General features: G+C 56.5%; 12 protein-coding genes and 1 tRNA gene. 2 read left to right on the top strand and 11 right to left on the bottom strand.

Annotated features, from left to right (window positions below; translation table 11 throughout):
* Positions 1-10: 10 nt before the first annotated feature.
* Genes RDN69_RS01610 through RDN69_RS01570 form a run of 9 tightly spaced genes read right to left on the bottom strand, consistent with a single transcriptional unit; the run spans position 11 to position 10195 of the window.
* Positions 11-1438, bottom strand: coding sequence for an Rne/Rng family ribonuclease (locus RDN69_RS01610; protein ID WP_024048226.1), 1428 nt, complete (start codon positions 1436-1438; stop codon positions 11-13).
* Entirely contained in the window at positions 1435-2154 is a 720-nt protein-coding gene (locus RDN69_RS01605; protein WP_273259408.1) for a TIGR03936 family radical SAM-associated protein, read from the bottom strand. Before RDN69_RS01605 ends, RDN69_RS01610 begins: the two co-directional genes overlap by 4 nt.
* A complete protein-coding gene (locus RDN69_RS01600) occupies positions 2120-4012 on the bottom strand; it encodes a TIGR03960 family B12-binding radical SAM protein (RefSeq protein WP_273259409.1) in 1893 nt (630 codons plus the stop codon). Before RDN69_RS01600 ends, RDN69_RS01605 begins: the two co-directional genes overlap by 35 nt.
* A 12-nt stretch (positions 4013-4024) precedes the next feature.
* Positions 4025-5146 carry a rod shape-determining protein RodA gene (gene rodA, locus RDN69_RS01595; RefSeq protein WP_273259410.1) on the bottom strand — a complete coding sequence of 374 codons (1122 nt, stop codon included), beginning with the start codon at positions 5144-5146 and terminating at the stop codon, positions 4025-4027.
* A 1-nt stretch (position 5147) separates the two neighbouring features.
* Positions 5148-5984 (bottom strand): AAA family ATPase, encoded by an 837-nt coding sequence (locus tag RDN69_RS01590; RefSeq protein ID WP_273259411.1) that lies wholly within the window; start codon positions 5982-5984, stop codon positions 5148-5150.
* A 15-nt stretch (positions 5985-5999) separates the two neighbouring features.
* Entirely contained in the window at positions 6000-7799 is a 1800-nt protein-coding gene (mrdA, locus tag RDN69_RS01585; RefSeq protein ID WP_024048231.1) for a penicillin-binding protein 2, read from the bottom strand.
* 1 nt (position 7800) lies between these two features.
* Positions 7801-8277 carry a rod shape-determining protein MreD gene (mreD, locus tag RDN69_RS01580; protein WP_273259412.1) on the bottom strand — a complete coding sequence of 159 codons (477 nt, stop codon included), beginning with the start codon at positions 8275-8277 and terminating at the stop codon, positions 7801-7803.
* Positions 8274-9158, bottom strand: a complete 885-nt coding sequence (mreC, locus tag RDN69_RS01575) for a rod shape-determining protein MreC (RefSeq protein ID WP_273259477.1) — start codon at positions 9156-9158, stop codon at positions 8274-8276. The genes mreD and mreC overlap by 4 nt, the downstream gene beginning before the upstream one ends.
* 8 nt (positions 9159-9166) lie before the next feature.
* Positions 9167-10195: a rod shape-determining protein gene (locus RDN69_RS01570; RefSeq protein ID WP_052098607.1), complete on the bottom strand. Its 1029-nt coding sequence runs from the start codon at positions 10193-10195 to the stop codon at positions 9167-9169.
* Positions 10196-10395: 200 nt separating this feature from the next.
* Here RDN69_RS01570 and sppA point away from each other — a divergent pair, with 200 nt between their 5' ends.
* Both sppA and RDN69_RS01560 read left to right on the top strand, forming a co-directional pair.
* Positions 10396-11349, top strand: a complete 954-nt coding sequence (gene sppA / locus RDN69_RS01565; RefSeq protein WP_034437067.1) for a signal peptide peptidase SppA — start codon at positions 10396-10398, stop codon at positions 11347-11349.
* Positions 11339-11935: a YIP1 family protein gene (locus tag RDN69_RS01560; protein WP_273259413.1), complete on the top strand. Its 597-nt coding sequence runs from the start codon at positions 11339-11341 to the stop codon at positions 11933-11935. The genes sppA and RDN69_RS01560 overlap by 11 nt, the downstream gene beginning before the upstream one ends.
* Positions 11936-12007: 72 nt before the next feature.
* Here the strand turns inward: RDN69_RS01560 and RDN69_RS01555 are convergent, their stop codons facing one another.
* A complete protein-coding gene (locus RDN69_RS01555) occupies positions 12008-13495 on the bottom strand; it encodes a class I adenylate-forming enzyme family protein (RefSeq protein ID WP_034437071.1) in 1488 nt (495 codons plus the stop codon).
* Between the two features lie 104 nt (positions 13496-13599).
* Positions 13600-13690: transfer RNA gene (locus RDN69_RS01550), tRNA-Ser, on the bottom strand.
* Between the last annotated feature and the right edge of the window lie 207 nt (positions 13691-13897).

Raw genomic sequence — 13897 nt, 5'->3', positions numbered from 1 at the left:
ACTCCTTTCGCTAGTCCTCCTGCGGCGCCGCCGCAAGTTGGTACTGCGTCCGCGACGGCCGTTGGTGCGTCGCGATGATAAATTCTTTATGAAAGCGGGTCTGCCATTGCGCCGCCAGATTTTCCTCCCGCAAATAATCCGCGACCGCCGGATGCACCTGCACCAGTACGCGATCAGCCAATCCCCGCTCTGCTTTTTGCCGCAGCTCTTCGGTGATTTGTTCCACGATCGCGGCGGCCGTCATCACGTACCCCGTACCCGCGCATTCCGGACAACGCATATAGCGACTTTCCTGCAGCGTGGGTCCGGTCTTGTGACGCGTCATCTCGACCAGTCCGAGCACCGTCATTTCCACGACCGTCGTGCGTACGCGATCTTCTTTGACCGCCGCCCGCAATGCTGTGAGCACGAGTTCGCGATCTTCTTTGCGCTGCATATCAATAAAATCAACGATGATCATGCCGCCGATATTGCGCAAGCGAATCTGTCGCGCCACTTCCTGCGCCGCGGCGAGATTGACGCGCAACGCCAAATCGTCCCGACCGTGTCCGCTCCGAAATGTTCCGGAATTGACATCGATCGCGGTCAGCGCTTCGGTCGGATCAATCACGATGTAAGCGCCGCCCGCCACCTCCACGCGGCGTTCGAGCAACGGAGCGATCGCGTCCTGAATGCCGTGCTGCACGAGCAAATCATTCGCCGCGACATAGGACACTTCCACTTGCGGCTGTTCGGAAACCAAATCGACAAGCCGTTCATACGCGGCGCGATCGTTCGTGATAATCTGTTCGGTCGACGGCGTCACGTAATCGCGCGCGGCGCGCAACACAATATCCGCCTCCCGGTAAAGACACGCCGGCGCGGATGCGATCTTCGCCCGCCGCCGGATACTTTCCCAGGTGCGCCGCAGGAACGCGAGGTCATGCGTTAATTCCGCCGCATCCACACCTTGTGCTGCTGTCCGCAGAATAAAACCGCACGCCTCGTCTCCCGAGCCTAATTGGGCGCCGACGAGTCCGCGCAAGCGTTCCCGTTCCGCCGCCTCCTGTATTTGTTTCGAAACGCCGACGTAACGGCCTTTGGTTAAAAGCACCGCATACCGTCCCGCCAGCGAGGGTTTGGTCGTAAGCATCGGACCTTTCGTGCCGCGCGCTTCTTTCGTCACTTGCACGAGCACGCGCGCGCCGACGCTGATTTTATGTCCTTCGAGATCGCGCGATTTGCCGCCGAGAAGCGGCAAGTAACCGTTTTCGCCGGTACCGATGTCGACAAACGCCGCATCGAGCGCCGCGACCACATTTTTGACGACTCCTTTATAAATACGATGCAGCAGTGCTTCCCCGTCGGTCGGTTGAATCACCAGATCCGTCAGATCATTTCCCTGCGTCACCGCGATAATCGTCTCCCGCGGAGTCGTATTCACCAGTAAGCGGCTCATAATTTTTCCTGCGCCGCCGCATCGAGCGGCAAAATATACGTGCCGTCTTCTGTACGGCGCGCCACCTTCACACGCGACACCAGGCACTGTCCCACGGCAACGGGCAACCCGAAGTCGTTCGCCAAGATCTCAAAAAGTTCCGTCGGTTTGATACTGCCGGCAAGCGTGCGCCAAAGGCCGACCGTAACGGTTGCAAAATCGTCTTCGATCCGGCCGCGCAACGGTTCGGGCACAATGTTGCGCACATCAAGTTGCCGCGTTTTCTTCGGCGTGACTTTCGTATAGGGAATCGTCGTCGCCGTGTTAAAGCGCGTCAAAACGTCCTGAAATTGCGCATCGCTAAACGCCGCCGTAAGCGGACCGGTCACTCTGTATTGCTCATAATTGATCAATGCCATCAGTTTCGGCGCGCGCTGTTCGATATACGCACCCGCCGTCAACCGCACGCCCGGCGCCAATGCGGCCGCCAGCGCGTGCGCCGCGTCTTCATACGGCACGTCTTCGCTCAATTCAACATCCATGTACAGCGGATCGGCCGTCACGCCGACCGCGAGCGCGGAATCGTAGCTGACTTTCATATGCGCATGGAAGCCTTCCGAGTACGCGATCGGCAAATCGGAGCGGCGCAACGCGCGTTCCATCGAGCGCATAAAATCAAGATGCCCTAAAAAACGCAAAGGCTCATCTTTCGCGATAGATAAACGTAGTCTTGGCACGATTTCCCTCCATTCCGTCGAGTACGCTGACGCCGAGCTGCGGGCAGACGCCGCAACCCGCGCAGGAGAGGCGACGGCAATCGTGTGTCAGCGCGGCGTTCACGCCCTGTCGCCATTCGCGGTGCAGAAAATCTTTCGTCACGCCGCAATCGATATGATCCCAGGGCAAAGGTTCATTGAAATCACGTTGCCGCTCCGCATAGTAGCGCGGATCGATACCGGTCTCTTGAAACGCCTTGTCCCAGTATTCCGGCTTGAACCAATCCGTCCAGCCGTCAAATTTCGCGCCTTGCTTCCACGCGGCGTAAATGACTTGCGCAACGCGCCGATCACCGCGCGCCAAGACCGCTTCCAGCAAGCTGGTCGGCGCATCGTGGTAGCGGTAGTGAATATTGCGGCTTTTGATTTGACTTTTTAAATACTGTTGCCGCCGTTCGATTTCCGTTTTCGGAATTTGGCCGAACCATTGGAACGGCGTGAACGGTTTCGGCACAAAACTCGATACGCTGATCGTGACATGCGCGTTCATGCGGCCCGTGATCGATCGGTACAGATCGCTCACGCGGTAACCGAGTTCCGCGATGCCCGCTAAATCTTCATCGGTTTCCGTCGGCAAGCCCAGCATAAAGTATAGCTTCACGCGATTCCAGCCGGACGCAAACGCGTTGGTGCAGGCTTGCATTAAATCTTCTTCCGTCACGCCTTTATTGATCACATCGCGCAGGCGCTGCGTGCCCGCCTCCGGAGCGAGCGTCAGACCGCTTTTACGCACCTGCTGCACTTTTTTCGCGATATCGACGGAAAAACTGTCGATGCGCAGTGACGGCAAGCTGATGCTCACGCCGCGATCGGCGAACTCCGCGAACAACGCGTCGACCAGCGAGGCGAGCTGCGAATAGTCAGCCGATGAAAGCGACATCAGCGAAATTTCATCATAGCCGCTGTTTTTAATCAGTTCGCGCGCGATCGCAAGCAACTGCTCCTGCGTTTTTTCCCGCACCGGACGATAAATCATGCCCGCCTGACAAAACCGGCAGCCCCGCGTGCAGCCGCGAAACAGTTCGAGCACCGCGCGATCGTGCACGGACTCGATATGCGGTAAAATCGGGTGCAAGGGAACGGGCAGCTCGTCCACATTTTCCACCACGCGTTTTCGCACCTTCGCCGGCGCCGCCGCCGTATTCGGCACGAGCCGCGCGAAATTCCCCGCGCGATCGTAATGCGCATCATAAAACGCGGGCACATAGTTGCCCGGAATTTGCGCCATGCGTTCCAAAAGGCCGCGCCGTCCGTCGGGACGCCCCGCCGCTTTCCATGCTTTGACGGCATCGACCAGTTCGACAACCGACTCTTCCGATTCACCGACAAAAAAGACATCGATAAACGGCGCGAGCGGCTCCGGATTATAGACACACGGCCCGCCCGCGACCACGAGCGGCATATCGTCCGTACGTTCTTCGCTCCAGATCGGCAATCCCGCCAAATCGAGCATATTCAACACATTCGTGCAGGACATTTCGTACTGTAAGGTAAAACCGAAAATATCGTATTCTTTCACCGGCGTTTTAGTTTCCAACGTATAGAGCGGCAACCCGTTTTGACGCATGGCCGCTTCCATATCCGGCCACGGCGCGTAAACGCGCTCGGCGACCGCATCTTCCTGCCGATTAATCACTTCATATAAAATTTTCAAACCGAGATGGCTCATCGCCACCTCATACACATCGGGAAACGCGAGCGCCACCGACACCGCCATCTGACGGTGATCTTTGACGATGCTGTTGTATTCGCCGCCGATGTAACGCGCGGGTTTTTGCACGGTATTGAGCAAAAACGGCGAGACGCTGACTGTAGACATCCTGACTCCTATCTAAGCGGACGCATCAAACAAAACGGTTTTGCGCCGCAGGTAAATATTTAATAACAACGCGACGCTGCACAAATTAAGCGTCAACGAACTGACTCCGTAACTTAAGAACGGAAGCGGGATACCGGTGACCGGCATAATGCCGATCGTCATCCCGACATTAATGAAAATCTGAAACAACCACATCGCCACGATCCCGGTCGCGATATAGCGCCCGAACCGATCGGCGGCCGTGCTGGCAATCCAAATGCCGCGGTACAGCAGCACGAAGTACAACAGCAACAGCAATAACGCGCCGACCAGACCTGTTTCCTCACCGACCACCGCGAAAATAAAGTCCGTGTGGTTTTCCGGCAGGAAATTCAGCTGGCTCTGCGTGCCGGCAAACAAACCTTTACCGATCAGACCGCCCGAACCGATCGCGATTTTCGACTGGATCACGTGGTACCCGGTATTGAACGGATCGCGTTCCGGATCAAACAGCACGAGAATACGATTCTTCTGGTACTCTTTGAGCAGGAAAAACCACGCCAGCGGCAAGACCGCAAGCCCCGCCAGGCAAACTTTGCGAATGTAGTCCATGCGCACGCCCGCGATATACAAACCGCCGAGCGTAATCGCTCCGAACACCAAACTCGTGCCCAAGTCCGGCTGCAGCAAGACCAGCGCAAACGGCGGCAGCAAAAAGAGCGCCGTATAAAAAAGTCCGCTCCATTTTTTCAAATCCAGCGACGGCCGACACAAAAATCGCGCTAAACAGACGATATAAATGATTTTGGCAAATTCCGACGGCTGAATACTGATCGGCCCGATCGTGATCCAACGTTGCGCGCCGAGCGCGCTCGTACCCACCACCATAACCGCTATCAAAACGACTAAATTGGCCCCATATAAAGCCGGTGCGTAGCGGTAGAGTTTCCTGTAGTCAAAGCGTAACAAGTACACGAAAATGGCGATATCGGCCACCAAAAACGCCGCCTGCTTCGCCAAGTAATCCGAAACATGAAGCCCCGCCTGATTAATATGAGACGCCGATCCGATGAAGAGCAGTCCGAGCAGCGTCAACGCCAGCGTGACCAACACCAGCGCCCGATCCGTCGAGCGCCACCAACGTTCGATACCCATACTAGCCTCGGCGCCGGCGCCATGCCGCGCTTTGCGATTGACGACGGGCGATGCGCGAGCGGTTGCCTTCCCCCGCGCGGTAGTGTCGATCGATAAACCGTGACCACTCTTCGACGCTGCGTTCCCGTCCCGCTAAAAAGTCATCCACCATTTGCGTCATCGCTTTGCCGAACGCGCCCAACTGCGCCACGTTCATGACGTTCCCCGCCTGGGACTGCGCCACGACTTCCGGCGCATGCGGCAAGATGCCGCCGAGATGTTCCGGCTGCATCTGATCGGCCATTTCTTCCGCCGTCAAATACCCCGGCGTCTGCGCATTATGAAAATTATTGAAAATCACCGCGTAATGAAACATCCGATCTTCATGCATATAGTGCATGACGCGGTCGGTATCTCGCAACGACACCCAGGTCGGTTCCACGACGAGAAAAATCCGATCCGCCATCGCAAGCGTGTACATGAGCCCTTTACCGATGCCCGCCGGACTGTCGACCAAGAGGTAATCATAGCGGTCGCGCAAATCTTCCAACACGGTCAGTACCGCATCGCCTTCGAGCTCTTCCCAGCGATAGCGTTGGCTGGCCGGCATGAAATCGAGATTCGGCGCGATATGTAAAATCGCATCTTCTTCAAAGCAACGTCCCGTTGCGACATCAAAGATATCAAACAGCACGCGGTCTTCGACGCCCAACACCAGGTCGAGGTCGCGCAGACCCATGTCGCCGTCCAGCAGCAACACGCGTTGGCCGCGTTCCGCCAGCGCCGCGCCGAATGTCGCAGTGACTACGGTTTTACCGACGCCGCCCTTGCCGGATGCCAGTGTGATGATTTGCCCCATTTATCCGTTTCCTTTCTATGGTTTCGCTGTCGGAATGTGAAAATACGCATCCAACATTTGTTTAACGATCGGCGCCGCCGACTCAATCCCGTAGCCGGCGTGTTCCACCAGCACCACGATCACAATTTGCGGATGGTCGTACGGCGCAAATGCCGCAAACCACGCGTGATCCGGACCGTCGCCCGTTTCCGCCGTCGCGGTCTTGCCGCCGACTTCAATCGGATAACCGTGAAACAAAGCGCCCGCGGTGCCGCCTTCCTGCGTAACCGCCCACATGGAACGTTTCACGGTATCGAGTACCGATTTCGGAACGACAAGCCGTCCCGCCACTTGCGGCTGATGGATTTGGTACGGCGAGCCGTCCAAATGATTGATGCGACTCACGAGGTACGGTTTGTACCGCGTGCCGCCGTTGGCAATCTGACTGACGACGGAGGCCATTTGCAGCGGCGTCGCCAAGTTAAAACTTTGCCCGATCGCGGCGTCAAACGTTTCGCCCAAATACCAGTCGTCATGAAATACTTCTTTTTTATACTGTTCGGTCGCTACGAGCCCGGACGCTTCTCCGTATAAATCAATGCCGGTCGCTTCGCCCAAACCGAACGCGCGCGCCATCTCGGAAATCCGGTCGATGCCCAGACGGTTGCCCAATTCGTAGAAGTAAACGTTATCCGATTTGGCCATGGCCTCCTGGAAATTAATCCAGCCGAACGCTTCGCCTGCCGCATTGCGTTTATCAATCAGCCAGTGCCGACCGTTATCGTAAATCCGTTCTTCCGGCGTGACGACTTTCGCGTTGAGCGCCGCGGTGCCGGTGATTACCTTAAAGATGGAGCCCGGCGGATAGGTACCCGAGACCACGCGATCATCAAACGGACGCAAACTGTTTTCATTGAGATCTTGCCATTCTTTCGCCGAGATGCCGACCGCAAACGAATTCGGATTAAACGACGGCCAGTTGGCCATCGCCAATACCGCGCCCGTATTCGGATCGAGCGCGACGGCCGCTACCCCTGTCGGCCAAATATGCGACTTCGCAAGCTCGGACAGATGCTCTGAAATCGCCGCTTCCGTCGCCCTCTGCAACGGTAAATCTAAGGTCAGACGTAAATTATGACCGGGCGTAATCGGCGCTTCCTCAATATTTTTGACCGGCCGCCCCGTGGCGTCGACTTCCACCTGCCGACCGCCGGTTTCCCCCTGCAGCAGATCGTTGTAATATAATTCCAAGCCGGCGCGACCGACAATCGTTCCGGGCGCAAATTCGCTGCCGTCGGGTTTGCGATCTTCCTGACCGGCTTCACCGACGTAACCGATGACATTCGCCGCCAACGATCCGTACGGATAGTAACGCAACGGTTGTACCTCGATCGTCACGCCGGGATACTCGGCGCGGTACTCTTCAATTTTCGCCACGATATCGGGACCGATATCCACTTTAATCGGAACCGGTCCGAACGACGTGCCGTGGTCTTTGATTTTCTTTTGAATGTCCGCCGGCGTCATTTGCAACACATTTGCCAAGCGCGCTTCCAGCGCCGCATCCATCGGTTTTTGCTGCGGCGTATACGAAACGATATAGACCGGTCGCGAGCCGACGATAATTTCGCCGTTGCGATCGAGCAAGACGCCGCGCGTCGCCTGAATGGTCATTTGCCGAATGCGGTTGCCATCCGCGAGCTCTCGGTAATGCTCCCCGTCGATCAGCTGCAACACGAACAGGCGCAGCACGAGCAACATAAAAAGACCCGCGATGACGTAAATAAACGAATTGTACCGACGATCGGTAACTTTCTTATATAAACTTTCCAGCATGTCAATCTCCTTGGCGGCGCGGCCGCAAAAGCGGATGCAGCGCCAGGGCCAACAGCGCGTTCAAAAGCGCCTGCGGCAACGCTACGCCGAGGAAGCTTCGCGTCATATTAATCGGTATGCCCCCCAGCCACCAAATGCAATAGTATACAAGCGCCGCGAAAAGACTTGCCACAAGCACCGCGAGAAACGACATTTCCCAACGGATCTGAAAGCGCGACCAGGCGAGCCACAGCGGTAAAACGAGCAGCAAGTATCCCGCCAGATGCGGACCGAAAAAATTGGCGGCCAGCACATCGGCGATCACTCCCGCCAAGGCAGCGACCCAAATACCGTGCCGCGGTCCGTAAAAAAGCGTAATCAGGGCAACCGCTACCAGCCAAAGATCGGGGCGTACTTCCGCCTGCCACCAAAACGGCAGCACGGCCGTCTGCAGGAAAAAAATAAGCAGCGCGCTTACCCACCAGCGGGTCGTCGTCATCCCTTGACTCCTTCCTGCGGCGCGTCAGGAACCAAATTCGGCATCTGCTCAAGCGGCGCGGCCGCGGTAGAAGCGTTCAAAATCACCAGTACTTCTTCCAATTTGGTGAAATCAACGGCCGGGGTCAAGACGGCGCGTTTTACGACACCCGAAGGATCCGGCACGATTTCTTTCACCGTACCGATCAAAAGTCCCTTGGGATACAATCCGCCGTAACCCGATGTCACAACCGCATCGCCCACTACGATATCGCCCTCTTTGACGATATCAATCATTTCCGGATGCGCCACGTCGTTACCGTTGCCGGAGACGAGCGCCGCTACGCGCGACTGCGGGCGCTGCACGATGCCGCCCACCGCGGTGCGAGGATCTAAAATAAATTGGATCCGCGCCGAATGCGGATACACATCGCTGACAAATCCGACCACGCCTTGCGGTAACATCACCGCCATATATTTCGTCAAACCTTCCGCTTGGCCGCGGTCGATTACCGCGCTTTGCGTCCAGCCGCCGTCATCACGAGTAATCACGCGCGCGGCCAGCACCTGGTATTGCGGATAGGTCGCTTCAAATTGCAACAGACCGCGCAGGCGCTCATTTTCCGCGATCATTTCACGGTGCGCCGTCAATGCCCCGCGCAACGCGTCATTTTCCGCCCGCAACTGTTGCAGCTCCGCATAGCCTGTTACCGCTCCGCGCAAGATGGTCGCGCCGGCAAGCACCTCCTGCGCCACACGCGCCGTTCCGTATTCAAACGGCGTCGCAGCCGCGACCAGCGGTTGCGTGACAAAAGGCACCGCCTCACGGTGCCGCCATGCCCAACCGACCAAACCGATCAAAAGCAAGATGGCAACCGCCCAAATCAGCGTGCGTCGTTCCATTCCCCGCACTATTCATTCCTCCCCACGTTGCCACCGACTAATAAATACGGCCATTCCGCACGCCGATTCAGCGCCAACATACTGCCTCGCGCCACGGTGCCGAACGGCTCTTTCGCGACCTGCACGGGAATGCCGATCGTTTCCGCAAGCGCCAAATCAAATCCTTTAAGCAAGGCCGAGCCGCCGGTCAGGCGTACGCCGTTTTCTAAAAGATCCGCCTGCGCCTGCGCGGAAAGTCCGCGCACCAAACGGCGGAAACGTTGCAACCAGACATTTGTCACCTCACGCACGAGCGGCAATAACTCCGTCGAGGTCACGGTAAACTCTGTCAATGTGCCGTCGGCCAACAATCGTCCCGTGCATTCCTGCTGCGTTTCACCGACGCTCGGCACGCAGACCGCCACTTCACGCACGAGGGTTTGAATCGTAGCGGGCTCCACCATCACTCCGTAGGTTTCGCGCAAGTACGCCCGCAGCGCCGCGCTCAAAGCACGACCGCCGGCCGGCAAATAGTCGTTAGCGAGATAGCCGCCGCCGGAAAGCGCGGTCAGCGTAAATCCTGCGCCGCAATCCGCCGCAACGACCGCTTCCGCCCGTGACGGATCCCAACCGGTACCTATCGCCGTCGCCGCGCCGCGATCCACCAGCAGCGTTTCCAATACGCCCGCTTTGCGCGTCGTCTGCAGCCATGCCCGGGCTGCCACCTGCGATGCCAGCGAGGGCACCGCAAGACACACGGTCGGCCGCGTCACGGCACCGCGTTGCACTTTATCCAAAATCGATTGTAACAGTAATTGCGCGGCGGCCTGCTGCGCCACGACGCCGCCCGCGAACGGTCGCACCGCGACAAGACCGCGCGGCTCCGCCCGCAAGCGAATCGCCGCTTCGGTTCCGACCGCGACAACCTCGCCCTGCGTGGTTACCGCCGCCAGCGACGGCTCGGATATTTCCTGCTGAGCATCCGCCACCACCACACGTGTATATAACGAGCCCGGGTCGATCCCGACCAGCAGACTGCGCATTGAAATTCGTTTCATCTCTTCACTCCGTCACGATTATTATTTTCTTAATCGCCTATCTTGTTATTTTAACATATTTCCTATAGTAGCGCGCACCGGAAAACGAACGCCGGCAATGCTTTTACCAATGCTTAATCTCTTTTTGCGTGCGCTTAATACTGTGTATGCTAAAATGAAACTGATCTGTTTTGTTTCTGTTTTGTTTTTAAGGAGGTTTCATGGATAAAAAGAAAAAGCGCTGGGTGATCGGCGCCGTCATCCTTTTATGTATTGTATTTGCTGTTTTTTTACAACCTTCACGTCCTGCCAAAAAAGCGGTCAGCACCGGTGACGCTTACGTGGCTGTGATCCGCGTCGAAGGTCCGATCGTCGGCGCGGCCGATATACCGTCCAACCTTTTCAGCGGCGGCACAACGGCCTCCTCGGGCCGACTCATGAAAGAAATTCGCCAAGCGGCCGCGGATCCCGCAGCCAAAGCGGTTTTATTGCGTATTAACAGCCCCGGCGGTTCGGCCACCGCATCGCAGGAAATCGGCGACGAAATCGATCGGCTGAAAGCAAGCGGTAAACCGGTGGTCGTTTCGATGGGCGACATGTGCGCGTCGGGCGGGTACTGGCTCGCCGCGAAAGGCGATCGGGTGTTTGCCAACCCGTCCTCGATGACAGGCAGTATCGGCGTGTACATCGGCTATACGAACTATGAAGAATTGATGGGCAAGCTCGGCATCAACAACGATAAAATCAAATCCGGCGCGCATAAAGATATTCTTTCGCCGGATCGCCCGATGACGCCGGAGGAGCGCGCCCTCGTGCAAGGCATGGTCGATGACATTTATGAACAATTCGTAGACGTCGTCGCCACCGGCCGGCAGATGGATCCGCAACAGGTTCGAGAACTGGCCGACGGACGTATTTTCACGGGCCGTCAGGCGCAGGCCGCCGGTCTCGTGGACGAGATGGGCAATTACTATGACGCGCTCGATTATACGGCCAACCTCGTCGGCTTGCCCGCGACGGACGTGCCCACGCACGAATACGACGACGCTTCGGTTTCCTGGCAACGTCTCTTCGGCGCGGAGCTCCGCAGCGCGTTTCGTGAAAGCATCGGAAGCTTAGCTCGTCGCGAAGGCGGAAGCGCTCGCACCGAATGGGAGGCGCCCCATGCTCAGTAACGCGTTGGAACTTCTCTATGATGTGATCACGCGGCCGCAATGGGCGTTTTATCGTATCACCCATACCGATGCCCGAGGCGAAGCCGTCATCGTGTTTATTCTGAGCACGCTGATCACTTCGCTCGCTTCGGTCGGGCTGATGCCGAACGCCTTGGGCGCCGCGTTTGCCGTCTCGCTCATCGGCGGCGCATTGTATTTTTTGATCGGCGGCGCTCTCATGCATTTCTGCGCGTCTCTTTTGGGCGGCGAAGGGACCGTGCAAGGGCTCTTGCAGGCCTTGCCGTTCGCGTTGTTTCCCAATGCCCTGACGGCCTTGGGCGTGATCCTTAATTTCTTGCCGGCGGCCGTCAATGCGCCGCTGTTTGACGCGCTCACGTTGGTGGTGACGTGCTGGACGATCTTCCTATTGGTCACGGCGTTGCAAAAAAATTACGGAATCAGTCTCGGGCGCGCCATCTGCACCTTACTGTTTCCGTTTATCGGCTTTTTACTTTTGGTCACCTTCCTGATTATTGCTTTCTTTTGGCTATTTCTCGCGAATATGCCGATGTGGTCGGGGGCTCTGGAAGAGCTCGGCCGCTTTTAACGAGATCCGTAATTTTCGTCTAAGATATATTTACGCAATAAAAAAACTGCCGTACGGCAGTTTTTTTATTTTTTACTCATTTTGCGCGTTATTTTTATCGTCCGACTCCGCGCCGGAAAATGTATCGCTTTCCTGCAGCACCCGTTTTAAAATTTTTCCTGTGCTGTTTTTCGGGAGCGCATCCAAAACGACGTATTTGCGCGGCAATTTGAACGCGGCAAGACGTTGCGCCAAATATTTGCGCAAGGCCTGCGTATCGAGTTCCGCGTCTTCGTGCAACACGATGTACGCGCACACGAATTGTCCGCGCAAGCCGTCGGGATGACCGACCACCGCGACTTCCGCCACGCCCGGGTACCGATAGATTTCGTCTTCCACTTCGCGCGGGTACACATTTTCCCCGTTGACGATAATCATATCTTTGGAGCGGTCGACGATGTAGATATACTCGTCTTCATCCATATAAGCGAGATCGCCCGTATGCAACCAGCCGTCCTGCAAGGCTTCCGCCGTCGCTTCGGGCAAGTGCCAATATCCCTGCATGACGTTGGCGCCCTGCACTAAAAGTTCACCGATCGTGCCCGGCTCATACGTCGTCGCGTCATACCCGTTAATTTTAACGCGCACGCCCGGAAGCGCCGGACCGATCGAATAGTATTTATGTTTTTCTTCCGGATTGACCGCAACGACCGGCGATGCTTCCGAAAGCCCATAGCCTTCGATAATCGGCCGACCGTAAATTTCTTCGAATTTTTTCGCGACCGGTTCGGGCAAGCTGGCTCCGCCCGAGACGAAAAGACGGACCGATTTCAACCGTTCGGGCGTGGCCAGGCGAACCAGCAGATGGTACAACGGCGGCACTAAGAAAGATACCGTTACCGCGTACGTTTCGATCGCCTGCAAGATTTCGCCCGGACGGAACGTGTTGACGGGAACGACGCTGCCCCCTCGGATAAGCGGATTCATGACGCAAGTCGTCCAACCGAAGCAATGGTACATCGGCAACACGCAAAGAACGTGATCCTCCGGCTCGTGCGGCAACACCGCATTGAACTGCTTGACGTTTTCCGCCAGATTGCGATGTGTAAGCATTGCGCCCTTGGGTCGGCCGGTCGTGCCCGACGTGTAAATGAACGTGGTCACATCCGTATCTTCCCGTTGCGTTTCCGCGGGAACGCATTCCGCTGCGGCGATGCCCTGCGCTTCTTCGACAAACGTCGCCACCAAAAGCAACGGCGCCGCCGTGTGCAATTCTTTGTGCGCGACCAACAACACCAAGCCCGCGTCTTTGGCGATATAGTCCACTTCCGCTTCGGTCAACATGCAGTTGATCGGAACGACAATCGCGCCCAGACTGACGATCGCGAAGTAAATGTAAATAAATGCAGGGCTGTTTTGTTCATACAAACCGACACGATCGCCTCGCTTCACGCCCTTTTTGTGCAGGACGGTGCGATACCGCGCGATGTGTTCTTTCAATTGGCCATACGTGACATTTTCGGGACCTCGAATGGCGATACTCTCCGGATTATGACGGGTGATCAGTTCATCCAGTAACATGGTTTCCTCCTTGGCCGAAATCTCGGCAGCTCATTTCTTATATTCTACATGAAATTTTTAATTATGGGCAAAAAAAAAGACACCGTCGTGTCGAATAAATAAACTGGCGGAGCGGGTGGGATTCGAACCCACGCACGGGGTAAACCGTCTAACGATTTAGCAAACCGTCCTCTTCAGCCTCTTGAGTACCGCTCCGAGTAAAAGCTTCCACTATTTTACGTAAAATTCGTCTTTTTGTCAAGGAAAATTGACGTCATGACATCTTTATCGTCTGTAGGAAAGCCGCGCGACAAACGGAATTTTACGCAATAAAAAAGAGACGCACGGTCTCTTTTTCAAATGGTGGGCGATGACAGGATCGAACTGCCGACATCCTGCTTGTAAGGCAGGCGCTCTCCCAGC

This window comes from uncultured Negativicoccus sp., assembly GCF_902480485.1.
Classification (GTDB): domain Bacteria; phylum Bacillota; class Negativicutes; order Veillonellales; family Negativicoccaceae; genus Negativicoccus; species Negativicoccus succinicivorans.
This window is presented reverse-complemented; position numbering and strand designations above follow the sequence as displayed.

What these genes read in the sequence shown, in the direction of transcription:
- RDN69_RS01560 (WP_273259413.1), top strand. Translation starts at nt 11,339, where the DNA reads ATGCTCAGTAACGCGTTGGAACTTCTCTATGATGTGATCACGCGGCCG.
- mreC (WP_273259477.1), bottom strand. Translation starts at nt 9,158, where the DNA reads ATGGAACGACGCACGCTGATTTGGGCGGTTGCCATCTTGCTTTTGATC.
- mrdA (WP_024048231.1), bottom strand. Translation starts at nt 7,799, where the DNA reads ATGCTGGAAAGTTTATATAAGAAAGTTACCGATCGTCGGTACAATTCG.
- mreD (WP_273259412.1), bottom strand. Translation starts at nt 8,277, where the DNA reads ATGACGACGACCCGCTGGTGGGTAAGCGCGCTGCTTATTTTTTTCCTG.
- RDN69_RS01610 (WP_024048226.1), bottom strand. Translation starts at nt 1,438, where the DNA reads ATGAGCCGCTTACTGGTGAATACGACTCCGCGGGAGACGATTATCGCG.
- RDN69_RS01600 (WP_273259409.1), bottom strand. Translation starts at nt 4,012, where the DNA reads ATGTCTACAGTCAGCGTCTCGCCGTTTTTGCTCAATACCGTGCAAAAA.
- RDN69_RS01570 (WP_052098607.1), bottom strand. Translation starts at nt 10,195, where the DNA reads ATGAAACGAATTTCAATGCGCAGTCTGCTGGTCGGGATCGACCCGGGC.
- RDN69_RS01590 (WP_273259411.1), bottom strand. Translation starts at nt 5,984, where the DNA reads ATGGGGCAAATCATCACACTGGCATCCGGCAAGGGCGGCGTCGGTAAA.
- sppA (WP_034437067.1), top strand. Translation starts at nt 10,396, where the DNA reads ATGGATAAAAAGAAAAAGCGCTGGGTGATCGGCGCCGTCATCCTTTTA.
- rodA (WP_273259410.1), bottom strand. Translation starts at nt 5,146, where the DNA reads ATGGGTATCGAACGTTGGTGGCGCTCGACGGATCGGGCGCTGGTGTTG.
- RDN69_RS01555 (WP_034437071.1), bottom strand. Translation starts at nt 13,495, where the DNA reads ATGTTACTGGATGAACTGATCACCCGTCATAATCCGGAGAGTATCGCC.